The organism is Kitasatospora sp. NPDC057940 (assembly GCF_042887425.1).
GTDB lineage: Bacteria > Actinomycetota > Actinomycetes > Streptomycetales > Streptomycetaceae > Kitasatospora.
Genome location: NZ_JBHVPH010000002.1, coordinates 481,004 through 503,380, shown reverse-complemented (window position 1 = coordinate 503,380; position 22,377 = coordinate 481,004). Strand labels below are relative to the sequence as shown.

21 protein-coding genes are annotated in these 22,377 nt (G+C 72.5%); 10 read left to right on the top strand and 11 right to left on the bottom strand.

Annotation, left to right across the window (positions count from 1 at the left end):
- Positions 1-354: 354 nt before the first annotated feature.
- From leuD to ACFVTF_RS05695, 4 genes are all read right to left on the bottom strand, one after another.
- Positions 355-1,035 carry a 3-isopropylmalate dehydratase small subunit gene (leuD, locus tag ACFVTF_RS05710; RefSeq protein ID WP_387809447.1) on the bottom strand — a complete coding sequence of 227 codons (681 nt, stop codon included), beginning with the start codon at positions 1,033-1,035 and terminating at the stop codon, positions 355-357.
- Positions 1,032-2,492, bottom strand: coding sequence for a 3-isopropylmalate dehydratase large subunit (locus tag ACFVTF_RS05705; RefSeq protein WP_387809444.1), 1,461 nt, complete (start codon positions 2,490-2,492; stop codon positions 1,032-1,034). The genes leuD and ACFVTF_RS05705 overlap by 4 nt, the downstream gene beginning before the upstream one ends.
- Before the next feature lie 49 nt (positions 2,493-2,541).
- Positions 2,542-3,444 carry an oxaloacetate decarboxylase gene (locus ACFVTF_RS05700; protein ID WP_387809441.1) on the bottom strand — a complete coding sequence of 301 codons (903 nt, stop codon included), beginning with the start codon at positions 3,442-3,444 and terminating at the stop codon, positions 2,542-2,544.
- Positions 3,445-3,576: 132 nt separating this feature from the next.
- Positions 3,577-4,020, bottom strand: coding sequence for a MarR family transcriptional regulator (locus ACFVTF_RS05695; protein WP_331742915.1), 444 nt, complete (start codon positions 4,018-4,020; stop codon positions 3,577-3,579).
- Positions 4,021-4,255: 235 nt separating this feature from the next.
- Between ACFVTF_RS05695 and ACFVTF_RS05690 the strand changes: the two genes are divergently transcribed.
- The 3 genes from ACFVTF_RS05690 to ACFVTF_RS05680 all read left to right on the top strand — a co-directional run bounded on the left by ACFVTF_RS05690 (position 4,256) and on the right by ACFVTF_RS05680 (position 6,467).
- On the top strand, positions 4,256-4,609 hold the full coding sequence (locus ACFVTF_RS05690; protein ID WP_387809438.1) for an ArsR/SmtB family transcription factor: 354 nt from the start codon (positions 4,256-4,258) through the stop codon (positions 4,607-4,609).
- A complete protein-coding gene (locus ACFVTF_RS05685; protein ID WP_387809435.1) occupies positions 4,606-5,067 on the top strand; it encodes an SRPBCC family protein in 462 nt (153 codons plus the stop codon). Before ACFVTF_RS05690 ends, ACFVTF_RS05685 begins: the two co-directional genes overlap by 4 nt.
- A 68-nt stretch (positions 5,068-5,135) precedes the next feature.
- The gene (locus tag ACFVTF_RS05680; RefSeq protein WP_387809604.1) at positions 5,136-6,467 is read left to right on the top strand and encodes an MFS transporter; all 1,332 of its coding nucleotides are present in this window, start codon (positions 5,136-5,138) and stop codon (positions 6,465-6,467) included.
- Positions 6,468-6,595: 128 nt separating this feature from the next.
- Here ACFVTF_RS05680 and ACFVTF_RS05675 read toward each other — a convergent pair whose 3' ends face one another.
- Genes ACFVTF_RS05675 through cysC form a run of 3 tightly spaced genes read right to left on the bottom strand, consistent with a single transcriptional unit; the run spans position 6,596 to position 9,362 of the window.
- Entirely contained in the window at positions 6,596-7,846 is a 1,251-nt protein-coding gene (locus ACFVTF_RS05675) for a sulfate adenylyltransferase subunit 1 (protein ID WP_387809432.1), read from the bottom strand.
- A 2-nt stretch (positions 7,847-7,848) separates the two neighbouring features.
- Positions 7,849-8,787 carry a sulfate adenylyltransferase subunit CysD gene (gene cysD, locus ACFVTF_RS05670; protein WP_387809429.1) on the bottom strand — a complete coding sequence of 313 codons (939 nt, stop codon included), beginning with the start codon at positions 8,785-8,787 and terminating at the stop codon, positions 7,849-7,851.
- Positions 8,784-9,362 carry an adenylyl-sulfate kinase gene (cysC, locus tag ACFVTF_RS05665; RefSeq protein WP_387809426.1) on the bottom strand — a complete coding sequence of 193 codons (579 nt, stop codon included), beginning with the start codon at positions 9,360-9,362 and terminating at the stop codon, positions 8,784-8,786. Before cysC ends, cysD begins: the two co-directional genes overlap by 4 nt.
- 92 nt (positions 9,363-9,454) lie before the next feature.
- Here cysC and ACFVTF_RS05660 point away from each other — a divergent pair, with 92 nt between their 5' ends.
- Positions 9,455-10,069: a sulfotransferase family protein gene (locus ACFVTF_RS05660; RefSeq protein WP_387809424.1), complete on the top strand. Its 615-nt coding sequence runs from the start codon at positions 9,455-9,457 to the stop codon at positions 10,067-10,069.
- Here ACFVTF_RS05660 and ACFVTF_RS05655 read toward each other — a convergent pair.
- Both ACFVTF_RS05655 and ACFVTF_RS05650 read right to left on the bottom strand, forming a co-directional pair.
- Positions 10,066-10,872 (bottom strand): class I SAM-dependent methyltransferase, encoded by an 807-nt coding sequence (locus ACFVTF_RS05655; RefSeq protein WP_387809421.1) that lies wholly within the window; start codon positions 10,870-10,872, stop codon positions 10,066-10,068. The genes ACFVTF_RS05660 and ACFVTF_RS05655 overlap by 4 nt on opposite strands.
- Positions 10,853-12,919, bottom strand: coding sequence for a DUF2264 domain-containing protein (locus ACFVTF_RS05650; protein ID WP_387809418.1), 2,067 nt, complete (start codon positions 12,917-12,919; stop codon positions 10,853-10,855). Before ACFVTF_RS05650 ends, ACFVTF_RS05655 begins: the two co-directional genes overlap by 20 nt.
- Positions 12,920-13,066: 147 nt before the next feature.
- Between ACFVTF_RS05650 and ACFVTF_RS05645 the strand changes: the two genes are divergently transcribed.
- The 6 genes from ACFVTF_RS05645 (at position 13,067) to ACFVTF_RS05620 (ending at position 20,257) form a co-directional block, all read left to right on the top strand.
- Positions 13,067-13,939, top strand: coding sequence for an SDR family oxidoreductase (locus ACFVTF_RS05645; RefSeq protein WP_387809415.1), 873 nt, complete (start codon positions 13,067-13,069; stop codon positions 13,937-13,939).
- A complete protein-coding gene (locus ACFVTF_RS05640) occupies positions 13,936-14,535 on the top strand; it encodes a non-canonical purine NTP pyrophosphatase (protein WP_331742946.1) in 600 nt (199 codons plus the stop codon). Before ACFVTF_RS05645 ends, ACFVTF_RS05640 begins: the two co-directional genes overlap by 4 nt.
- The gene (locus ACFVTF_RS05635; RefSeq protein ID WP_387809411.1) at positions 14,520-16,901 is read left to right on the top strand and encodes an MBL fold metallo-hydrolase; all 2,382 of its coding nucleotides are present in this window, start codon (positions 14,520-14,522) and stop codon (positions 16,899-16,901) included. The genes ACFVTF_RS05640 and ACFVTF_RS05635 overlap by 16 nt, the downstream gene beginning before the upstream one ends.
- A gap of 71 nt (positions 16,902-16,972) precedes the next feature.
- Positions 16,973-18,163: a deoxynucleoside kinase gene (locus ACFVTF_RS05630; RefSeq protein WP_387809408.1), complete on the top strand. Its 1,191-nt coding sequence runs from the start codon at positions 16,973-16,975 to the stop codon at positions 18,161-18,163.
- Positions 18,144-19,178: a GTP 3',8-cyclase MoaA gene (gene moaA, locus ACFVTF_RS05625; protein WP_387809405.1), complete on the top strand. Its 1,035-nt coding sequence runs from the start codon at positions 18,144-18,146 to the stop codon at positions 19,176-19,178. Before ACFVTF_RS05630 ends, moaA begins: the two co-directional genes overlap by 20 nt.
- Positions 19,179-19,183: 5 nt before the next feature.
- Entirely contained in the window at positions 19,184-20,257 is a 1,074-nt protein-coding gene (locus tag ACFVTF_RS05620) for a glycosyltransferase (RefSeq protein ID WP_387809402.1), read from the top strand.
- Positions 20,258-20,356: 99 nt separating this feature from the next.
- Here the strand turns inward: ACFVTF_RS05620 and ACFVTF_RS05615 are convergent, their stop codons facing one another.
- A complete protein-coding gene (locus ACFVTF_RS05615) occupies positions 20,357-21,433 on the bottom strand; it encodes a hypothetical protein (RefSeq protein WP_387809400.1) in 1,077 nt (358 codons plus the stop codon).
- Positions 21,434-21,631: 198 nt separating this feature from the next.
- Complete coding sequence (locus ACFVTF_RS05610) at positions 21,632-22,351, bottom strand: helix-turn-helix domain-containing protein (protein WP_387809397.1); 720 nt, start codon at positions 22,349-22,351, stop codon at positions 21,632-21,634.
- Positions 22,352-22,377 lie beyond the last annotated feature (26 nt).

Genomic DNA, 22,377 nt, shown 5'->3' with positions numbered 1-22,377 from the left:
GTCCGCGCGTACCAGTACCGCTTCCATCCGCCCGAGTCCTCCATGTTCGAGCGCTGTGTCGGATTCGCCTGGTGTTCTGGTTGCAGGATCTACTCCGGCAACGTGGTGCACGTTCCACGGAAGCAAGTGCTGGCCGACGCACTCGCTTCTCTTCCCCAGGAGCAACGGGAACGGCTTCTTCGTTCGGAAACGCGACTGATCGAGTTCCTGGACCGTCAGGCCTGGGTCGGTAAAGGGTAGTCGGTCGGGGGATCGCCGCCGTGTGGGGGCGTCGGCTGGCGGCGATCAGGAGAACCCGCCCGCAGGCGTCACGACCGGCCGCCGTACTGCCCCGCCGCTGCCGGGCCCTTGGGATCAGTCGGCCGGGCACCGGCCCGCCTGCGGGCGGGGCGGAGGGGCCGGGTAGTTCCAAGGGCGGTGGCGGCGGTCCCGGGTGCGGAAGCGGGTGATCGTCTCGCGCAGGAGGAGGGTCTCGCCGATGGGGTCCAGGCCGTTGAGGAGCTGTTGGCGGGAGCGTTCGTCGATGGTGAAACCGGTGGTGAAGGTGGGCTGGGGGCCGGTTGCGGTGGTGAGTCGGCAGGTGTCCAGGTCGATGCGCAGGCGCGCGCTCGCCGCGGGGGCGAAGGCCGCCTCGACGAGTTGCCGGTGCTTGGCGGGCGGCAGGGACAGTGGGAGCAGGCCGTTGCGCAGGCAGTTGGTCTCGAAGATCGAGCCGAAGGAGGGGGCGATGACGGCGCGGATGCCGAAGTCCCGCAGGGCCCAGACCGCGGTCTCGCGCGAGCTGCCGCAGCCGAAGTTCGGGCCGGTGACCAGGATGACGGCGTCGCGGTAGGGGGTCTGGTCGAGGACGAAGCCGGGGCGCGGTGCGCCGTCCTCGTCGAAGCGCAGGCCGGCGAACAGGGCTGCCTCGTAGCCGTACTTGGACAGCGTCGCGGGGCGGAACCGGGAGGGTGCGATGGCGTCGGTGTCGATGTCGGCGCGCAGCAGGGGTGCCGCGATGCCGGTCAGCGTGTGGAAGGGCTGCACGGTGGTCACCGCTCCCGGGGGTCGGCGAGGCGGCCGGCGAGCGCGGAGGCGGCGACGGTCGCGGGGCCGGCGAGGTGGGTGCGCACGCCGGGGCCCTGGCGGTTCTCGAAGTTGCGGTTGGTGGAGCTGATGACGCGGGCGCCGTCGGGGAAGCGGTCGCCGCCGGCGTGGAAGCACAGGCCGCAGCCGGATTCGCGCCACTGGAAGCCCGCGTCGGTGAACACCCGGTCCAGGCCTTCGGCTTCGGCGGCGCGGCGCACCGCGGTGGAGCCGGGCACGCAGATGGCGGTGACCCCTTCGGCGACCCGGTGGCCGCGCAGGACGGCGGCGGCGGCGCGCAGGTCGTCGAGCCGCGCGTTGGTGCACGAGCCGAGGTAGGCCGCGTCGATGGCGACGGAGGTGAGCGCGGTGCCGGGTCGCAGGTCCATGTAGTCCAGGGCGCGGCGGGCGGCCTGGGGGTCGGCCAGTTCGTCGGGGTGGGGGACGGTCTTGTCGATTCCGGTGGCGTGCTGCGGGCTGGTGCCCCAGGTGACCTGGGGGCCGAGGCCGTCGACCTGGAGGGTGGTGGTCCGGTCGTAGCGGGCCGCGGGGTCGCTGCGCAGGTCGAGCCAGGCGCGGGCGGCCTGGTCCCAGGCCGGTCCGGCGGGTGCGTGGGGGCGGCCCCTGAGGTAGGCGAGGAGCTTGTCGTCGGGTGCGACGATGCCGGTGCGGGCGCCTGCCTCCACGGCCATGTTGCACAGCGTCATGCGAGCCTCGATGGAGAGGGCGCTGATCGCGGGGCCGGCGAACTCGACGGCGTGGCCCGCCGCGCCGCCCGCGCCGATGCTCGCGATCAGGGCCAGGACGAGGTCCTTGGCGGTGACGTGTTCGCCCGGTGTCCCCTCGAATCGGGCGAGCATCGCTGCGGGGCGGCGGACCGCGAGGGTCTGGGTGGCCAGGGCGTGTTCGCACTCGGTGACGCCTACGCCCCAGGCGAGGGCGCCGATACCGCCGAGGGTGGGGGTGTGGCTGTCGGCGCAGATCATGGTGGTGCCGGGTAGGGCGATGCCCTGTTCGGGGAAGACGACGTGGGAGATGCCTTGGCGCGGGTCGCCGATGTCGAACAGGGTCACCCCCTGGTGGCGGGCTTCCGCGCGGAAGGCGTCGATGTACATCGCGCCGCCGGGCACGGGGGTGGCGTCGGTGCGGCCGGGGCGGGTGTCGACGACGTGGTCCATGGTGCCGAAGACCAGGGAGCGGTCGAACAGTTGCCGCCCCTCGTCGCGTACGGCGCGCAGGGCGAGCCCGCCGCTGCGGTCGTGCAGGAGGATCCGGTCGATGTGCAGCAGGCAGGTGTCGTCGTCGAGTTCGACGACGACGTGCTGGTCCCAGATCTTGGCGATGACGGACCGGCGGCGGTCAGTGGCGGTGTCGGTGTCGTCGGTGGCGGTGTGGGTGGCGGTGTGGGTGTGGGTTTCGGTGGTCATGGTGCGGTCCTCCTTCGGTGGCGGGAGGTGCGGGTGGGCGAGGCAGGGGTCATCGTCGGGCGGTGGTGGGCGCCGTGCCGGCCAGGGGGCGCAGGTAGCGCTCCTCCAGTTCCTCCACCTCGCGCATGCCCATCAGGTCGTGGGCCTCGCGGAAGGGGACGAGCAGGTCGCCGAGGTCGGCGGTGCCGTCGTCCTCGCGGATCCGCCGCAGTGCGGTGCGCATGCCGCCCATGGCGGCCAGCAGGAGCACGGCGGGCAGGCTGACCCGGGCGACGCCCAGCTCCTGCAGCTCGGTGAAGGTGAGGCGCTGTGGGGACTTGCCGCCCTCGATCACGTTGACGGCCACGGGCCCGCGGATGCCGCGGACCGCCGCGCGGATCTCCTCGCGGCTGGTGACGCCCTCGACGAAGACCATGGTGGCGCCGGCCGCCAGGTAGGCGTTGCCGCGCCGGATCACTCCCGCCATGCCCTCCGGGGCCAGTGCGTCGGTGCGGGCGTTGATGACGAAGTCGGGGTCGTGGCGGGCGTCGGCGGCTGCCCGGATCTTGGCGGTGGCCTCGTCGAGATCGACGAGCTGTTTGCCGTCCAGGTGCCCGCACCGCTTGGGCACCACCTGGTCCTCCAGGTTGACGCCCGCGGCACCGGCGCGCTCGAACGCCCGGACCGTGTAGTGGGTGTTGACCGCGTTGCCGAAGCCGGTGTCGCCGTCGCCCATGACCGGGACGGAGACGGCGTCCACGATGCGTGCGGTGCAGGCGGCCATGTCGTCCATGGAGACCATGGAGTAGTCCGGGCGCCCGAGGTGGACTCCGCAGATGCCCGCGCCCGTGCACTGGAGGGCGGTGAAGCCGGCCTGCTCGGCGAGTTTGGCGCTGACCGGGTCGAAGGCCCCTGGCATCACCAGCAGTTCGCGGGACAGGATGAGTTCCTTGAGTTTCGCGGCACGGCTCATGGTCGTTCGTCCTCCTTGATTCGTTCTCGTCGGCCGCAGCCGGGCCCGGGGCCGGGCCGGGCTATCGGCCAGGCCACCGGCCGGAATCGGTTCGCTCCGGGACGCGCTGAACGGACGTCAGGGGGCGAGGTGTCACTCGACCAGTCGTTCCAGCAGGGTGAGCGCCTCGATGATGGACCGGCGCTCGGCGGCGGTGTAGCGCTCCTGGAGCGCGCCGGCCAGCCACTCCTCCCGGGTGTGCCGGCTGCCCTTCAGCTGCTCCAGCCCTTGCGGGCTCAGCGAGATGACCTGGCGGCGGCCGTCCGAAGGATCCGGCCGGCGCTCGATCAGGCCGCGTTCGGCGAGCGCGGCGATCGTGTTGGTCATCGACTGTGAACGGACCCGCTCGGCGGCGGCCAGATCACCGACCGTCGCCGGTCCGTCCGCGAGCCGGCTGAAGACCGAGGTCTGCGACGGGGTGAGCCCGTGCGAGTCCTCGCTCTCCTTGAGGCGTCGGCGCAGACGGTTGAGGAGGACCCGCAGGTCGCGGGCCGCCCGGACGGCCGAATCGGTGGCGCTCGCGGCGTTCTGTTCCATGCCGTCCACGCTAAAGTTGGTAGTCTGGACTGTCAAGTATGAACTACGTAGTTCTAGCTACTGAATTGAGGCGGGCCGGCCCCCGGATTCGCGGCGGCCGAGGACGGCCCGTGCGTGGCAGGCGAGGGCGGCCGCGACCGCCGGGTCGGTGACCGTGACGGCGCGCCGCAGAGGACCGGAGCGAAAGTTAACCAAATGCTTGACTATTCGCCGTCGGCATCGAACAGTTAGGCACATGCCTAACCAATCTGGTTCGTTGGACCGGGTGTTCCAAGCGCTGGCGGACGCGACCCGCCGGGACATCGTCGAGCGGCTGATCCGCGGGCCCGCCTCGGTCAGTGAGCTGGCCCGGCCGCTGGACATGTCGCTGCCGGCGGTGATGCAGCACCTCCAGGTACTGGAGACGTGCGGACTGGTCCGGTCCGAGAAGACCGGCAGGGTACGCACCTGCCACATCGAGCCGACTGTGCTGCGAATGGCCGAGGACTGGATCACCGCGCAGCGCACCGCCTGGGAACACCGCCTCGATCGCCTCGGCGACTACCTGACCGAACACCGCGACAGCCCGGATCAAGGGAGCACACAATGACCGATCACCTGGTCACGCATGCCACGTTCACCCTCGAACGCCTCTACGCGGCCTCACCGGCGACGGTGTTCGCCGCGTGGGCCGCCCCCGAAGCAAAGGCCCGCTGGTTCGCCGGCCCCGACGCCGAGCACGAGCTCGACTTCCGCGTCGGTGGGCGGGAGGTCAACCGCGGCCGCTCCGGCGGCGGGCCGGTGCTGACCTTCGAGTCCTGGTACCGCGACATCGTCCAGGACGAGCGGATCGTCTACACCTCCACCCTGTCCGAGGGGCAGGACCTCGCGACGGTGTCGCTGACGACGGTGGAGTTCCTCCCCGAGGGCGGTGGCACCCGGCTGCTGCTCACCGAGCAGAGCACCTTCCTCGACGGCCGCGAAGAACCGAGCTGGCGGGAGCAGGGCACCGGCAAGTGGCTCGACGCGCTCGCCGCCGAACTGCTGCGAAGCATCCAGCAACCGTGACGACCACCAGCAACCTTTCGCAGGCTCACCGTTGGCAGGTGCTGGCGCTGCTGGGCACGGCGTTCTTCATGACGATCCTGGACGGCACCAGCCTGCTCGCCGCTCTGCCCGCGATCGAAGGCCACCTCCGACTGCACGGCCCTGCCGTCCAATGGACCGTGACGGCCTACGCGCTGGCCTTCAGCGGGCTGCTGCTGTTGTGCGGCCGCGCCGCGGATCTGCTGGGCCGTCGGCGCGTGTTCATCGCCGGGATGGCGCTGCGGGTCGTGGCCTCGCTGGCGTGCGGGCTCGCTCCGTCCATCCAGACCCTGGTGGCCGCCCGCGCGGTGCAGGGCGTCTCGGCCGCGATCATCGCTCCGGCCGCGTTGTCGATGGTCGTGAACACCTTCCCCGAAGGGATCGAGCGGAACAAGGCGCTCGGTGTCTGGGGCGGCCTCGGCGGGTTCGGCGCCACCGCCGGTCTGCTCCTGGGCGGCATCATCACCGATGTCCTCGGCTGGCAGTGGGTGTTCTGGGTCAACGTCCCGGTCGGGGCCCTCGTGCTGGTGCTCGCCCCCGCCACGCTGCGCGAAAGCCGGGACCGAACACGCCCCCGTTCCTTCGATGTCCCCGGTGCGCTGACCATCGCCCCGGCACTCGTTCTGCTCGTCTACGTGATCACCCGGGTGCCGACATCCGGGTGGGCGAATGGACAGAGCATCGGGCTACTGGCCGCCGTGGCCGTGCTGGTCTGGATGTTCGTCCTGATGGAGAAGCGATCGGCGGCCCCGCTCGTTCCCTTCCGGTCGCTGCGCTCGCGCATGCTGATCGGCGGCAACCTCCTCCTGCTCATCGCCGGCATGACCGTCGACGGCATGCTCGTCACCCTCACCTCCTTCGCGCAGCAGGTGCTCGGCTGGCCGGCGGCGCAGTTCGGGCTGGCGGCCGCGATGATGACCGTCACCGCGGCCGCAGGCGCACTACTCAGCCAACGGATCGTGCGCAGGCTCAGCCTGGGGCGGGTGGCTGCCGCCGGGGCCGTCCTGCTCGGTTGTGGCTGCCTGCTGCTCACCCGCATACCGGCCGGTGGCCCGATGAGGCTTCTGCCGGCGGCCCTGTTCCTGTTCGGGGCGGGAATGGGCGCCGTCACGGTATGCGCACAGATCGCCGCGCTGACCGGCGTCACCGAGAAGGACTCAGGCCTGGCCGCCGGCCTCGCCGACACCTCCTTCGCCGTCGGTACCGCCGTCGGCGCTGCCGTCTGCACCAGCGTCGCCGCCGCCCGCACGTCCGCGATCGGTGGTCCGACACCGCTCGCACTCACCACCGGACAGCATGCCGCGTTCGGGGCAGCCGGCGTCTTCGCCGCCCTCGCCTTGATCACCGCGTTGACGCTCCTCGGCAAGCGATCGTCGACGTGACGTGTCGTCCACAGGACTACCGCGTTCAAAACCGGTCCCAGTGACCCTGGTTGATCTTCCGTTCCGTCCCGGTGAGCCTGGTGGACGGTGCCCTTCTTGCCGTGGCATCGGTCCGCCTGCCTCGGCTGTCATTCGACCAGGCCGGCGGCCAGGGTGGCGCCGTCGGTTGGATCGATCAGCAGCAGGGCTCCGGTTCGGCGGGACTCGGCGTAGGGGTCGGGTGCGAGTGCTTCGGCGGTTCGCAGCAGCACGGTTCCGATGTCGTTGACGGCCAGCCTGCCTGACTCGCCGTGGACGGCGCCGCTGAGCGCGTCCCTGCGGGCACTGATCGGGCCGACCGTCGCTCGGACGGTTCGGGTGGTGTGCTTGACGAGGATCCGGTCGCCGGTGCGCAGCGGTCGGTCGTGCAGTTGGCAGACGGTTGCCCGGATGTTCCGGGTGGGGGTCGGGAGTGCTGCGGCGGTGGGTGCGATGAGGTCGCCTCGGGAGACGTGGAGTTGGTCCGCGAGGCTGATCGCGACGGACTGCGGCGCCGTGGCGGTGTCGACGGGGGTTCCCAGGAGGTCGATGGCCGAGATCGAGGTCCGGTGGCCCGCCGGCAGGACGGTGACGGCGTCACCGACCCGCAGGGTGCCGGAGAGGAGCTGGCCGGCGTAGGCGTGCCGGCGGTCGGCCGCCGTGCCCGTGCGGATGACGTATTGGACCGGGAGGCGGGCCGGTCCGTGGCCCGGTTCCGGACCTGTCTGGACGGTTTCCAGGCAGGACAGGAGTGTGGGGCCCCGGTACCAGTCCATCCTGGCCGACGGGGTCACCACGTTGTCCCCGGTGAGGGCCGACAGCGGGATGGCGGCCGTCCCGCAGACGCCGAGCGACGCGGCGTGGTCGGTGAACTCTGCGACGACGGCGGCGAATCGGGACTCGGACCAGTCCACGAGGTCCATCTTGTTGACGGCCAGGAGGATGCGCGGTACTCGGAGCAGCGCCGAGATCGCGGCGTGTCGGCGGGCCTGCTCGGCGAGTGCCTTCCGGGCGTCGACGAGGATGACCACCACTTCGGCGGTGGACGCTCCGGTCACCATGTTGCGGGTGTACTGCACGTGGCCGGGGGTATCCGCGAGGACGAACCGCCGGCGGGTGGTGAAGTAGCGGTAGGCGACGTCGATGGTGATGCCCTGTTCGCGTTCGGCCCGCAGTCCGTCGGTGAGCAGGGCGAGGTCGGGCTCGGGCAGGCCGCGGCGGAGCGAGGCGCGTTCGATGGCGGCGAGTTCGTCGGCCGGCACCGATCCGGTGTCGTGGAGCAGCCGTCCGATCAGGGTGGACTTGCCGTCGTCCACGGAGCCTGCGGTGGCCAGTCGCAGTGGATGGCTGGGGCTGTGCATGGTCAGAAGTAGCCTTCTCGTTTGCGGTCCTCCATGGCCGCTTCGGAGAGCCGGTCGTCCGCGCGGGTGGCGCCGCGCTCGGTCGAGCGGCAGGTCGCGAGTTCGGCGATGACTTGAGCGGGGGTTGTCGCGTCCGAGTCGAGGGCTCCGGTGCAGGACATGTCGCCGACCGTGCGGTAGCGCACCCGTCGGGTCTCCAGTTGCTCGCCCTCCTCCGGGCCGCCCCAGGCGCCGGGGGTGAGCCACATGCCCTGGCGGGCGAACACCTTCCGGTGGTGGGCGTAGTAGAGCGCGGGGAGGTCGATGTTCTCGCGTGCGATGTACTGCCAGACGTCGAGCTCGGTCCAGTCGGACAGCGGGAAGACCCGGACGTGTTCGCCGGGGCCGCACCGGGCGTTGTAGAGCTGCCAGAGTTCGGGGCGCTGGCGCCTGGGGTCCCAGCCGCCGGACCCGTCGCGGATGGAGAACACCCGTTCCTTGGCGCGGGCTCTGTCCTCGTCGCGGCGGGCGCCGCCGAGCACCGCGTCGAAGCCGTGCTGGTCGATCGCGGCCGTCAGGGGAACGGTCTGCAGCACGTTGCGGGTGCCGTCGGGCCGCTCGCGCAGCCGCCCGTCGTCGATGAACTCCTGGACGGAGACGACGTGCAGGCGCAGCCCGTGGGCGGCGACGAGCTGGTCCCGGTGGGCGAGGGCCTCCGGGAAGTTGTGGCCGGTGTCGACGTGGAGCAGTGGGAAGGGCAGCGGCGCCGGGCTGAAGGCCTTGCGGGCGAGGTGCAGCAGGACGCTGGAGTCCTTGCCGCCCGAGAAGAGCAGCACGGGCCGCTCGGATTCGCCCACCGCTTCTCGGATGATGTGTACGGCGTCCGACTCCAGCAGGTCGAGCTGGGAGGGTGCCGGCGTGGACGCGCCCGGGCCGTCGGCCGGAGTCCCGGTGGCCGTCACGGTGTGCACAGTCCCCGGTCGGTCAGGAGCGCGCGCAGGGCTACGACCGACTCGGCGGTGCTCTGCCGGTCCGTGTCCAGCCTCAGGTCCGGCCGGCTCGGTTCCTCGTAGGGCGCGTCCACACCGGTCAGGCCGGTGAGAAGGCCCTCGCGCTGCCGCGCGTAGAGGCCCTTGACGTCGCGCCGGGCGCAGACCTCGACGGGCGCCGCGACGTGGACTTCCAGGTACGCGGTCCCCGACTTCTCGTGTCGCCTGCGCACCGCGTCGCGGGCGTCCTCGTACGGGGCGATGACGGGCACCAGCGTGAGGACGCCGTTGCGGGCGAGCAGCTCGGCCACCAGGCCCACCCGCTGGACGTTGGTGTCCCGGTCGACCCGTGAGAATCCGAGGTCGGCGGAGATCAGGCCGCGCATCTCGTCCCCGTCCAGCACCTCGGTCCGGCGGGCCTCGGCACGCAGCTGGGTGGCGAGGGCCTGCGCGATGGTCGACTTGCCGGCGCTGGGCAGGCCGGTCAGCCAGACGGTGGCTCCCGGGAAGCCGGCGCAGGAGGCTGCGGGGCGGGACGGATCGTTCACACCCGCTAGAACGAGGCCGACGCCCCGACGACACGATTGCGGGCGGCGCCGTGCCCCGCACCTCGGAGGATGCCGCGTCGTTGGGTACCTGTGTGAGCGATTCCTCAACTCCGCCGGTCCCCTCCGGGCGCGGCTACGGCCTCCCGCGCCCGCCGAAGATCTTCGGCGTCGGTCTGACGCGCACGGGCACGCGCTCCCTGACCGCGGCCCTGGGCGTCCTGGGGTTCGACGTCGTCCACTACCCGGTCGACCGGGCCACCTACCGGACGCTACTGGCCGGCAGTGCGCGGTTCCCGCTGCTCGAATCGCACGACGGCATCACCGACATCACCGTCGTGCCGTACTACCAGGATCTCGACCTCGCCTGGCCGGGCAGCAAGTTCGTGCTGACCGTCCGTGAGGAGGAGGGCTGGCTGCGGTCCTGCCGGGCGCACTGGGGCCGGCCCCTGCCGGAGGAGGCCGTCCGGAGCGAGGTCCACCTCGAACTGCAGCGCTTCCTGAGGTCCGCGGTGTACGGCTGCCACGCGTTCCACGCGGAGCGCTTCCGCGGGGTGCACCGGCGGCATGTCGCCGGAGTGACCGGGTACTTCGCGGGTCGGGAGGACGATCTGCTCGTCCTGGACGTCGTCGGGGGCGAGGGGTACGAACGGCTCGCCCCCTTCCTCGGCGTGCCGGTCCCGGAGGGGCCGTTTCCGCACGTCAACTAGCCGGGGCGGGGGGCTCGGTGCCGCCGCGTCGCGGTCAGTGCCTCGGTGCGGACGGTCTGTTCGAAGCGGCCGTTCGGGCCGAGGTCGGCCAGCGCCGTCCGTAGGTCCCGTTCGAAGGCGTCCTTGCGGGCGCCGAGCCGGGCGGGGGTGAAGGAGGAGTGCGAGAACTGGAGGCCGATGACCTCGTCGAGGGTGCGGTCGATGCGGTACGTCCAGTACTCGGCCGTGACGCGGGGGAAGGGGGAGCGTCGGAGGATCTCACGGTTGGGCTCTTGCGGTTCCGGGCGGGAGCCGTCGTCTCCGCCGCCGGGGTGCGTGCGGTAGCGCTCCCGTACCCCGTCCACGGCACGGGACCACTCCGTTTCGGATGGGGTCGTGGCGACGAGGACCACTCCGCCCTGGGGGTTGACGAGGCCGTCGAGGTCGGTGAGCACCTGCTCGCGGGACATCCAGTGGAACGATCTGCCCATGACGCAGAGGTCCAGCGCAGGAATGCCCAGCGCGCGCAGGTCCGAGGAGTCTCCTCGCTTCCACTGGATGTTGTCGACGTTCTGCCGTTCGGCGATCGTCGCGCCTGCTTCGAGCATGCCCGGTTCCGGGTCCACGGCGATGACGCGGGCGACCAGCCGGGACAGCGGGAGGGCCAGGGTGCCGGGTCCGCATCCGAGGTCGAGGGCCGTCTGGGTCCCGTTCAGCTCGAACTTCTCGGTGAGGTGGTCGTAGAGTCCCCGCGGGTAGCGGGGCTGGTAGCGGGCGTAGTGCGGCGCTCCCGAGGTGAAGATCTCATGCGGGGCGGGCGACACGCGGACCTCCGACGACCGGTTGCGGTGTGCCGGGCCTGACCAGCCAGGACGCGCGGCCCTGGAGGTCCAGGCGCACGGTGAGGCCGTCGACGCTCACCGAGAGCCCCGGGGGGAGCACCTCGTGGGCGGGATCCGCGCCGTTCGCGGTGAGCAGGACGACGGACACGTGGATCGATTCCCGCAGCGGTGCCGCCGTCGGGCCCATAGAGACGCCGGGGACGGCGGTAGTGGCGGTGACGGCCGAGCAGTACGGTACGGCCGAACGCGGTCCGAAGGCGTTCGAGCCGTACCCGTGTCGGACGTGCGCTCCGGTCCATCCGTGCAGTCCGGCGATGGCGCTGACGAGCCCGTCGCCGCGTCGCACGGTGGCGCGGGTGCCACTGGTGTCGGCGCGGAGCGCGTCCTGATCGGCGAGCGCGTAGCCGCCTTCCCGGACCGTGTAGCCGGCGGGGGCGGCCACCCGGTGGATCCGCACCTCCCGGGCGCCGATCACGATGGACACGCTGTCGATGCGGCAGGCGTCCGGAAGCTCGTCGTCGTCCATCCGGGGCCGGTGCCAGGACGCGGCGTAGCCGTCGGTGACGGCGACGCGGTGGATGCGCTCGCGCCGGGAGACCTGCCCGCTCGGCGAGACGAGGGCGATGTGGTTGTCGAGGCGCTGCTCCCCCGCGGCTGCGCCGACCTCGGGGCCGGTTCGCGTGGAGTAGGCGAGCTTCGCGTAGTGCGGATCGTCGCGGCGCGTACCGGGCGGTGGGGTCAGGTAGTGGCTCCCGTGGTTGAGCAGCCGGACCAGGCCGTCCTCGCGGGTGGCCTGGACGAGGAAGCCGGGCACCGGGAGCGCCGTCGCGTGGCCGGCCCGCTCGACCGGCAGGTCGTCCTCGGGGGCCGTCCAGACGGGGTGGTCCGCAGGGAGCAGCAGGCCCAGGAATCCCTTGCTCGCGGCGTACGGCGAGCCGGGGCCGCTGTAGGCCTGGGCCGAGGGCCGGAACGCCCCGTACCAGCCCAGCGGCAGCAGCCCCCGCTCGTCGGGCGCCCCGTTGCGCACGAAGTGGCGCAGCGTCGTGCTCGCGAGTCGGCGGGTGAGCCCGGGTGGCAGCGGCGTCGCGTCCTCCAGGGCTCCGAGCCACACCGGGGCGAGGCAGGCGAACCGGTAGGAGAGCGAGCGCCCGTGGTGCACGGGCGCCCCGTCGGCGCCGAAGAGGTGGACGTACTGGGTGAGGAACGCGTGCAGGCGTTGCCGGTAGACGGTGGCGCGTGCGACGCCCCGGGAGCCGGCCATCCGGCTCCAGAGCAGTGTGTAGTGGTGGAAGCCCCAGGCGTTGTAGTAGTCGAAGCGTTCTCCGGCCTCGTACGTCCGGTCCCCCTGGCGGACCGCGCCGTCGCGGTCGTCGCGGTAGTCGCTGCGCCGGGTCGGGCCGTCCTGGTACCAGCCGTCGCCCCGGTACCACTCGTCGACGCGGTCCAGCCCCGCCTCGATCCCGGTGCGGTCGTCGAGGGCGCCCAGGGACGCGAGGAACTCCTCCACGACGACCTGGAAGAGCACGTGGTTGTTGTCGCGGGTGCGGCAACCGACCACCGGGGAGAGCCAGTCGACGAGTCGGCCCTGCGTCGCCGGGGCCAGCCGGTCCCAGAGCCAGGGCCGGGACAGGTGCAGCCCGACGGCGATGGACGCCGCCTCCACGATCTGCTGGGAGCAGTCGGTGATCTGCGGCCAGGCCTCGGGGCCGCCCCGGCGGGTGCCCGCGGCCAGCCCCAGCGCCCAGCGCTCGGTGCGGTTGGCCGGGTCCGCGCCCTCGGCGCCGGCGAGTCGGACGGCGAGGAGGAGGAAGGCGCGGGCGAAGCCCTCGAGCCCGTCGACGTCCGGGCCGGACCAGCTCGGCGCGCCGGGTGGCCGCACCGCGGCCCCCTGCTCGCGGGTGAAGGGCAGCAGGGCGTCCAGCAGGCGGTCGGCGACGGCCTCCCAATGGGCTCGCGTCCAGCCGGTGTGCGGCGACAGCCGGCGGTCCTCGGGAGGCACCGGGAATCCGGTCGTTTCAGGCGGGTGCAAGGGCGCTCCTCCGGCTGGCGACGGGTCGGGGGATCGGAGCAGGGAACATGCTGGGTTGCGGTGCGTATCACCACGTGCACCATAAGTCACAGGTAGGTGGTTCGTCCGAAGACTGATCGCCGTCGCTCCGAACCGAGGAGGCGGGACATGGCGCCCGACCCCGACCCCGCGAGGACCCTGTCCCCACCTCATCGGAGCCTCGCCGACACGGCCTGCGTGATCACCGGAAGCGCATCGGGCATCGGTCGCGCCGTGGCCCACGCCTTCGTCGCCGCGGGAGCCCACGCCGTCCTGGTCGACCGCGATCCCGACGGGCTGCGCCGCGTCGCCGCCGAACTCGGCCCGGCGGCCTCCGTGGTGGTGGGCGACATCTCACGGCACCCGGACTGCCTGGAGGCCGCGCGGACGGCCGGAGCAACAGGCCTGCCGGTCCGCTCCCTCGTCAACTGCGCGGCGAGCTTCCTGGCCCTCGGCGAGAGCGCCGGGCCGACCGACTGGGACCGGAGCCTGGGAGTGAACGTCAAGGGCAGCGCCATGATGACGTCGGCCCTGGCACCCCTGCTGCGCGCGGCGCGAGGAGCCTCGGTGGTCAACGTCGCCTCGGTCTCGGGACACATCGCCCAGCCCCACCAATGGACCTACAGCGCGGGCAAGGGAGCGCTGCTCGCGCTGACCCGCTGCCAGGCGCTCGACCTCGCCGACGACGGCATCCGGGTCAACAGCGTTTCACCGGGCCTGATCTGGACTCCGGAGACCGACCGGATGACCGGCGGCGACCGGGCCCGCTGGGGCCCCGTGCTCGGCGACCACCACATCCTGCGGCGCGTGGGGCAGCCGGAGGAGGTCGCGGCCGTCGTGCTGTTCCTCTGCGGACCCGGCGCGTCGTTCGTCACCGGCGCCGATCTACCGGTCGACGGCGGCTACCTGGCCATGGGCCACAGCAGGTCGGAGCCCGAAGTGCTGCCGGGGCGCAGGGGCAGCCGGACACACCCCCGGCAAGCGGACGGGACCCGCGCATGATGCACGCCGTACTGGCGACCGCCAATCCCCGCAAGGCCGCCGAGATCGTCGAACTGCTAGACGGGGTCCTGGAGTTGCTGCCCAGACCCATGTGGCTCCCCGACGTCGTCGAGGACGGGACGACGGTCGAGGAGAACGCTTACCTCAAGGCCTCCGCAGTGGCCCTCGCGACCCGCCTGCCCGCGGTGGCCGACGACACCGTGATGGAGGTGGACGCCCTCGGACGCGCTCCCGGCCTGTTCTCGGCCCGCTACGCCGGCGAGGGCGCGGACGACACCGCGAACGTGGCCAAGGTGCTCGCCGAGATGGCGGGCGTCACCGCCCCGGGCCGGGGGGCCCGGGTGCGCACCGTGGCGCTGCTCTGCTACCCGGACGGACGGCGGGTGGTCAGCGAAGGGGTCGCCCGGGGCTGGATCACCGAAAGCCCGCTCGGCGACCGCGGATTCGGCTACGACACCGTGTTCGTGCCCGACGAGGGCGACGGACGCACGCTCGGCCAGATGACCGCCGACGAGAAGGCCCGACTGTACTGCCGGGGGCGGGCGTTCCGCGCCCTCGCCACCTCCCTGAGGAGCGCGGCATGCCAGTCGCGCTAGAACTCGGCGGACACGCGACGGTCCTGATCCGGGCGGACGCCTTCACCCTGCTCTGCGACCCCCACCTGCACGACAGCTACCGCGGCGGCCTCCTCGGCTTCGCCCCGGCCCGACGCGTCCTGCCGCGCGCGCTGCCCCGGCCCGACGCGGTGTGGATCTCCCACTCCCACCGCGACCACTTCGACCCCGCCTCCCTGGCCCGGCTCGACCGGACGCTGCCGGTCCTGCACCCCGACGACCCGAGGATCGCGCACGCCCTTCGCCGACTCGGCTTCCGCGACACCGTCGTGGTGCGCGACTGGACGGCGTTCAGCCCGCGCCACGGCGTCGAACTGACCTGGACGCCCTCGACCATGGCCGTCCCCGAACACGGACTCTCGGTCCGCACCCGGGACGCCTTCGTCTGGCACATGGTCGACAGCCTGGTCACGCCCGCGTGGGTGCGGCGGCTGCTCACCGACGGACCACCCCCGGACGTCCTGCTGGCTCCCTGCCAACCGATCGAGGAGACCCGCAGCGTGGAGGGCGTCCCGCCCGGAGCGGGCCCGGACTGGTCCGACCCGCTGACGGCGCTGATGGCACAGGTCCGTCCCGCACACGTGGTCCCGCTGCCGGAAGGCCAGTACGGACTGGGCGACGCGGCCTGGCTCAACGGACACAAGTTCCCCGTACCGCCCCGCCTCGTCGACCAGGCACTGCGCGTGGACGACCCGGACCGCCGGGTGCTGCGCCCCGGCCCGGGAGACCGGCTCACCGTGGCGGGAGGGACCGTGCGGTGGGAGGAGTCCGCCGTGGACTGGGTGCGGGCCACCGACGAGCCGCGCGACCGCAGCTACCGCCCGGGAAGCTGGATCGGCCGGCTGGCCGCGGGCCCCGCCCCCGCGGCCGAGGACGGCCAGGGCGCGCCGGGCGCCCACGACCGAGCTGCCGCGGCACTGGACCGGCTGCTCCCCGCGTCCGCGGGAGCGGAGGAGAGGTCCGGCCGGGTCGAGGTGCCCGGCCTCCCCGACCTCGCCGCGGCCGCCCGGGGCCGGCTGCGCGCCACCGCGTACCGCTTCGTCGCGGTGGGCGCCGACGCGGAACCCCTGGCGGAGCGGACCGTACGGCTGGGCGCCGACGGCACGCTGTGCGCCCACCCGCCGGAGAGCGTGCCGGACGTCGAGACGGCCCTCTCCGCCAGCGACCTGGACGACCTGCTCGACGGGCGCCTGGGCTACTCCGCGGCGCAGTACGGAGGGCGGCTGCGCGAGGTACGGCCGGGGCCAGCGGCCGATCCGGACCCCGGCCCGGCCGTCGTCACCAGCCGTCACGACCCGATCCCCGCCACCGGGCCGGTGATGCTGTCGGGCATCGGGCTGTTCGCCCTCCTGCTGCGCGCCCGGCTCGGTTCGGCGCTGGTGGAACTGGACCGCGAGCTCGACGCCTGGCTCCAGGGCCGTCCGGTGCGTCCGCCCTCCGCGCCGCGGGCCCGTACCGCTCCCCCGCTCCTCCGGTCGCAGCCGCGCTCCGGACCGCAGCCGGCTCCCTTCTGGCCGCGCATCGCCCACTGCCTGGCCCGGGGCGAGGACCCGTCCCTCGTGTCCGGGACGTTCACCGACGCGGGCCGCACGCACTACCTCGGTGTGCTCGGGCGCGGCGAATGGCCCGTGCCCGCGTCCGGGCCGGACGACGGCGTGGGGCTGCTCGTGCTGACGAGCCTGCTGGACGCCCAACCCCACCTCGGCGGCGGGGTGCGGTTCCCGGACTCCTCCTACCGGCAGCTGCTGGCGAACATCGAGCGTTCCCCCGTCCGCCGGTGGCGGGTACCGGCGGTGCTTCCCCCGGGGGTGCGGGTGCCCCGATGGCGTGCGGCCTCGCTGTTCCCCGTACCGGCCGACCGGCTCCGTGCCGACCTGGCCCGCCGGGGCTGGGACGGCGAGCTGCTCGACCCGGTCGCTCCCGACCCGGCCGTGACCAGGGGAGCCGAGCGCTGCTGGTGGCTCGGCGTGCCCCCGCTGGAGGAGGCGTCCGACGGCCCACGGGCCCTGGTCCTCCAGGAGTCGCCCGGGTGCCAGCTCCACGGCCTGGTCGAGGCGGACGGCGGGCCGGAGCAGCGGAACACCGACGACACGACGGTGGGTCAGCCCGAGTTCCGGGTGCGGGCGGCGTTTCCCAGCCCGCTGACGCCGCACGACGCCCTCCTGCGGGCGCTGCTCGGCGGTGACGTGCGCTTCTCCTGGCTGCTGCCGCCCCGGGAAACCGCGCGGAAGGCGGGACGGGCCGTGGATCCGGTCGCCTTCGCGGAGCGGGTGGCGCTGCTCGCCCTGGCGGAACTGGCCCGCCGGGCGTACGTGAAGGCCAGGCTGCCGCCGGCCTGCGCCGCCTGACCCCGCCCGATCCCCGGCTTCCCCGCCTTACCCGCCTTACCCGGCTTCCCCGATCGACCGCGAGGACCGCGATGCTCACCGAACCACCGCCCCGGCACCGCCCGGAGCACCTCCGCGCCGCATGCGTCATCCTCGACGAGCAGGACCGGGTGCTGCTCACCGAACCGCGGTCGACCGACGAGCGGGCCGGCCTGCCCTGGGCCGTCGTGCCACCGGGAACCACGGCTCGGAAGGTCGCGGCGGACGTGGCCCGCCACGCCTGCCGACAACGCGTGACCGCGGCCCGGCTGCACTACCTCACCGAACTCCACCTCCCGCCCGGCCCCCGCGGGGAAGCGCCCTACGACGTGCGGGTGTTCGCCCACCGGTGCGCGGGCACCGCCCGGCGCACCACACCCGGACCGGGGCTCCGCTGGAGCCAACCGGAGACCGTCACCGGGGAGGGTGTCGAACTCGATCCGCATTCCGCGTACTGCCTCGGCGAGCTGCGGCGAGCCCACCTGCCCGCCGCCACGGACGGGGAGGGCCGGACCACCGCCGAGATCGAGGACGAGGCACGACGGCTGATCGATCCGGTCCCCGCGCTGTGGCGCAAGGACGGAGCGGCCCGCGTGGTGGTCATCGGCCCGCCCGCCGTCGGCAAGAGCACCCTGCTGAAGCGGCACACCGCCCGCGCCCCGGAGACCGAGCACGTACGGGACGTCGTCCCGGTGAGCCGGGGCCGGGACCGCGGGCCGGACAACTACCTGACCCGCTACCTGCGCGGCGACGACGCCTCGGGGTTCTTCTGCCAGATGGAGACCCTGCTCCTGCGGGTGCTGCAGAACCTCCGCACCGGCGAGACGGGCGTCATGGACCAGGACGTGCACAGCTCGCTGGCCTACGCCAAGGCGCTCCGGCTGAGCGGCGCCCTGAGCGCCCAGCAGTACGAGACGTACTACCGCTACCACCACCTGATCACCTCCGCGCTGCCACCACCCGACGCGGTGGTGCACCTGACCGCCCGTACCGACGTGCTGATGCGCCGGCTCCGCCGCCGCAACCGCGTCCTGGAGCGCTCGTTCACCAGCTCCTACGTGTCCCTGGTGGCCCAGTGCTTCGAGGACGTGGCCGAGGAGCTCGCCCCGCGGATCCCCGTCCACCACCTCGACACCTCCGACATGAACCCCGACCAGGTGCTGGCGCGCTTCGAGGAACTGCTCCCGGTGCGCACCGGCTCCGCCAAGCGAAGGAGCGACCGACATGACCAAGCCCAAGGTTGACTGGCGCAATCCGGGACCCGCCCCGACCGGCGGCCCGCTCATCGACACGTTCGGCCGGATCGGCGGAGACCTGCGCATCTCCGTGATCGACAAGTGCAACCTGCGCTGCACCTACTGCATGCCGGCCGAAGGGCTGCCCTGGCTGGAGAAGGAGGAGCTCCTGACCGTCGACGAGATCGACCGGCTCGCCCGGCTCTTCCACTCCCTCGGGGTGCGCGACTTCAAGATCACCGGCGGGGAGCCGACCGTCCGCCGGGAACTGCCCGAGATCGTGGCCCGCGTGTGCGCGCTGGAGGGGGTGGACGTCTCCATCACCACCAACGGACTGCTGCTGGACCGCCTGGCCCGGCCCCTGCGGGAAGCGGGGCTCCGCCGCATCACGGTGTCCTGCGACTCCCTGATGAGGCACCGCTACGCCGAGATGACCCGTCGGGACGCCTTCGACAAGGTGACCGCGGGTCTGGAGGCGGCCCGCGAGGCGGGATTCGACCCGATCAAGATCAACTGTGTGGTGATCCGCGGCACCAACGACGACGAGGCCGTCGACTTCGCCCGTCTGGCACGCGAAGGCGGCTACGACGTGCGCTTCATCGAGTACATGCCGCTGGACGCCGAGCGGACCTGGGAGCGGGAGAAGGTGGTCCCGGCCGCGGAGACGCTGACGGCGGTCTCCGCCGCCTACGACCTGGTCCCCGTCACCCAGGACGCGCCGCAGCCGGCCACCTCCTTCCGCTTCGCCGACGGAGCGCCCGGGGTCCTGGGCTTCATCCCCTCGGTGACGAAGCCCTTCTGCGACAGCTGCAACCGCATGCGGACCACCGCGGAGGGAGCCTTCCGCGTCTGCCTGTTCGCCCTGGAGGAGACCGACCTGCGCACCGCGCTCCGCACGGGCGCCGACGACACCGAACTGGAACGGCTGGTCCGCGAGGCGATGTGGCGCAAGTGGCCCGGACACAAGATCAACCACCCCGACTTCGTCCGGCCCGACCGCAGCATGTCCATGATCGGCGGCTGACCGCCGTGAACGGCCGCGTGGTCTCCTTCACCTGGGGCCGAGGGCTGGGCCACGTCTCCCGCCAGATCGCCGTGCACAGCGAACTGCGCGGCCTGGGCTGGGACTCCCTGCTGCTGACCGAACGGGCCCAACGGCTGATCGACGACTACGGATTCACCCAGACCGTCCTGCCCACCGACGCCGACAGCCTGGTCGGCGAGGCACTGCACGGAACCGGCCCCGCGGTGGACCACGGTCTCGCCCGGGCCATGGTCACCCGGGTGCTGCGACCCGACGACGTGGTCCTGCACGACGTGACGGTGCAGCGGGAACTGTACGACCAAGCCGCCCGACTGGGCTGCCCCCAGTTCCTGGTGCACCGCTTCCAGCGCAACCGCCCCGACCCACCGGACTGGGTCTCCCGCCACACGCCCGCCATCGGCACCATCTACCTGCTGGGCGAGCCGGGACGGGAGGAGACCGTCCACGGGGTGCGCGTGCTGGGCGTGCCCCACGTCGTCCGGCCGCTGCTCGACGACCGCTCGCCCTGGCCCGAGGACACCCGGGCCCTGCGGATCGCGGTGGTGGCCGGTGGCGGTGGGCACGACGACGCGCCCGGATTCCTCACGGCCGCGCTGCACGGCATCCGCGAGTTCGCGCGCAGCCGACATGCCCCCGCCGACGTCGACGTCCTGGTACTCACCGGCCCGCACTTCGACGGAGCCGTCCTCGTGCCGCCCGGCATGCCCGGACCGGTGCGGGTCCGCCCGTACCTGGGACCCGCCTACGACGTGTACTGGCATGCCGACGCCGCGATCACCCACGCCGGGTACAACACCGTGCAGGAACTGGTCCGCTCCCGCGTACCGGCCGTGGCCGTGCCCGGTGTCCGCGACTTCGACGACCAGCGCGTCCACCTGAAGGCCGCGGCCTGCCCGACCATGGTCGTGGCCGCTGCCGAGGAGCACGCCATCGCCGGCGCTCTGGCCGAGGCCCTGAAGGACCCGGCCGGGACGCGGAGCCGGCCGGTCACACCACCGGCCCGGGCAGCGAACGGCGCTGCCCGGATCGCCCTCGACCTCGTCGCCTCCACCCCCTGAGGTGGCCGAGTCCCTGAGGCGGCCGGGCCGGAGACCGTCTTCAGTGGCTCGTCATCGCCGTCGAGTCGGTGGCACGGCGATCAGTCGGATTCAGTCGGATCAGGAGTCCCAGTTGCACTTGTGCTTCCACACCTCGGTGGCGCTGGTGATACGCGACCAGGGAATGTCCGGACGCCAGGACTCGAGGTCCCAGGTGTCGCCGCCCAGGCGCCCCTTGATCGGAATGTCGAAGGACCACAGCGCGTGGCACCACATCTGCTTGCCGATCGAGTTCGCCTTGTCCTGGGCCTCCAGCCCCTTGGGATAGGGGGCGAGGCTCCACACCTCGTCCCACAGCTTCTTGAAGTTGGCCGCGGCGACGTTGGGGTCGTCGCTGTTGGCCCTGGGCTCCTTGTAGCCGGCGGCCGTCGGCCTGATCTCGACCAGCTTCTTGTCGCTGTTCTCGAACTTGTACACCTTCGTGTACTCGACCCAGGGGGTGGAGCGGACCATGTTCGTGTACGAGGTGCATTCGCTGGCGCACACCTTGCCGTCGCCCGGGTTCCACGACAGCGTGTAGCCCTTGCTGAACTGCTGGCGGATCTCGACCGAGTTCAGGACCTGGGTCTCGTCGCCAGCCGGATAGCCGAACGAGCCGTCCTCCCAGCCGTACTCGCTCCACAGCTGGCCGATCCGGCCGACCACGGCATGCACGCCGTTGGACACGGTGGGATGCCAGTAGTAGGTGCCGCCCTCGAACTGCTGCCGCTTCCCCCGGTTGTCGGGGTTGGTGAGCTCGTCGGTGAGGGGGTAGCCGAGCTTCCCCCTCTCCCAGCCGGAGGCGGCCCACTTGTCACGGATCAGGCCCCACACGGGGTGCGCACCGGTCGTCGGCGTCCAGTAGATCGACCCGCCGTGGAAGACCGTGAACCGTCCACGCCCGTCAGGGGTGATGCCCTCCCCGCTGGTGGGGCAGCCCAGCGGCGAGTCCTGCCCGCCCATGCTCCGGTACTTCTCGAGGATCGCCCCCTTGACCAGTTGCCCACAGATCCACTCGTCGTCGGCGGCGGCGGCCGGCCGCGCCTGGAGGCCGAGGCCACCGACCAGCGCGACCGCCGCCAGCGCCGCCCTTGACCAGGTACGCGTGGCATGCCGCGAACGGGAGTTGTCGACGTGGCCAGAGAGCTGTCGGCGCATTGGATCTCCTATAGGCAGCCTGGTCCGACTGATGCACTGTCAACGAACCTTAGTTTCCGATGGACGGATCCATCTCAGGGATCACCTCGATTGACTCGATATCGACGGTCGAAAGCGGGCCTCGCCGGTACTTGCCGGTCAGAAGGCTGAACGGGCTCTGCGCGCCGCCGATCGTGTCGAAGGTCTGCCGTCGGGCGGTCAGGACGGGACCGGGCCGCGCTCCTCGTGCCACTGCCGGACGGACCGCACGATGTCCTGGCCGATCCGTTCCAGCAGCGCGGACGCGTCGTCCATCCGGGCGCCCGCGGGGGTGGCGGGTCCGAGCAACCCGGCGCCGTGGCGGGTGATCCCGGCGAGCACCGCGTTGCGTTCGGCACTGGCCAGCAGCGCGCGGTACCAGATGTCGCCGTCGACGACGTACCGCTCGCGGCGCCGCCGGTCGTCGCGCTCCCGGCGGACCAGCGCCTGCCCCTCCAGGTAGCCGATCGCCTTGGAGACGGCGGCCGGACTGACCCCCAGCCGCTGCACCAGGTCGCCGGAGGTCAGGCTGCCCTCGTCGGTGACGTAGAGGCAGCCGAGCACCCGGGCCACCATCCGGGGCATGCCGAGGTGAACCAGCAACTCGGCCAGCCGGTCGGCGAACTCGCCGACGGCGGCCGGGTCCCGGTCGACGCCGCCGGAGGCCGGGATGCTCGGGCGCGGGGCGGGTGCGGAGCGGCTGCGGCGGGAACGCTGGACGGTCGCACGCTGGGCGCGCTCGGCCTGGTAGCCGGACGGGCCACCGTTGCGGGCGATCTCGCGGGTGACGGTCGAGGTCGGCCGGCCGAGGCCGCGGGCGATCGCGCCGTAACCGAGCCCCTCGGCCAGGCCGGTGGCGATCCGGCGGCGGTCCTGCTGGGTCAGTCGACCTCCGGGCATCCGTCCTCGCCCCTCGTCCTCTCGGG

Bases quoted from the DNA above. Each gene is read 5' to 3' on its own strand.
- ACFVTF_RS05685 (WP_387809435.1), top strand. From the start codon at position 4,606: ATGACCGATCACCTGGTCACGCATGCCACGTTCACCCTCGAACGCCTC.
- ACFVTF_RS05705 (WP_387809444.1), bottom strand. From the start codon at position 2,492: ATGACCACCGAAACCCACACCCACACCGCCACCCACACCGCCACCGAC.
- ACFVTF_RS05610 (WP_387809397.1), bottom strand. From the start codon at position 22,351: ATGCCCGGAGGTCGACTGACCCAGCAGGACCGCCGCCGGATCGCCACC.
- ACFVTF_RS05635 (WP_387809411.1), top strand. From the start codon at position 14,520: ATGCCAGTCGCGCTAGAACTCGGCGGACACGCGACGGTCCTGATCCGG.
- ACFVTF_RS05640 (WP_331742946.1), top strand. From the start codon at position 13,936: ATGATGCACGCCGTACTGGCGACCGCCAATCCCCGCAAGGCCGCCGAG.
- ACFVTF_RS05675 (WP_387809432.1), bottom strand. From the start codon at position 7,846: ATGCACAGCCCCAGCCATCCACTGCGACTGGCCACCGCAGGCTCCGTG.
- ACFVTF_RS05630 (WP_387809408.1), top strand. From the start codon at position 16,973: ATGCTCACCGAACCACCGCCCCGGCACCGCCCGGAGCACCTCCGCGCC.
- ACFVTF_RS05615 (WP_387809400.1), bottom strand. From the start codon at position 21,433: ATGCGCCGACAGCTCTCTGGCCACGTCGACAACTCCCGTTCGCGGCAT.
- ACFVTF_RS05680 (WP_387809604.1), top strand. From the start codon at position 5,136: ATGACGATCCTGGACGGCACCAGCCTGCTCGCCGCTCTGCCCGCGATC.
- ACFVTF_RS05690 (WP_387809438.1), top strand. From the start codon at position 4,256: ATGCCTAACCAATCTGGTTCGTTGGACCGGGTGTTCCAAGCGCTGGCG.
- ACFVTF_RS05695 (WP_331742915.1), bottom strand. From the start codon at position 4,020: ATGGAACAGAACGCCGCGAGCGCCACCGATTCGGCCGTCCGGGCGGCC.
- moaA (WP_387809405.1), top strand. From the start codon at position 18,144: ATGACCAAGCCCAAGGTTGACTGGCGCAATCCGGGACCCGCCCCGACC.
- ACFVTF_RS05645 (WP_387809415.1), top strand. From the start codon at position 13,067: ATGGCGCCCGACCCCGACCCCGCGAGGACCCTGTCCCCACCTCATCGG.
- ACFVTF_RS05700 (WP_387809441.1), bottom strand. From the start codon at position 3,444: ATGAGCCGTGCCGCGAAACTCAAGGAACTCATCCTGTCCCGCGAACTG.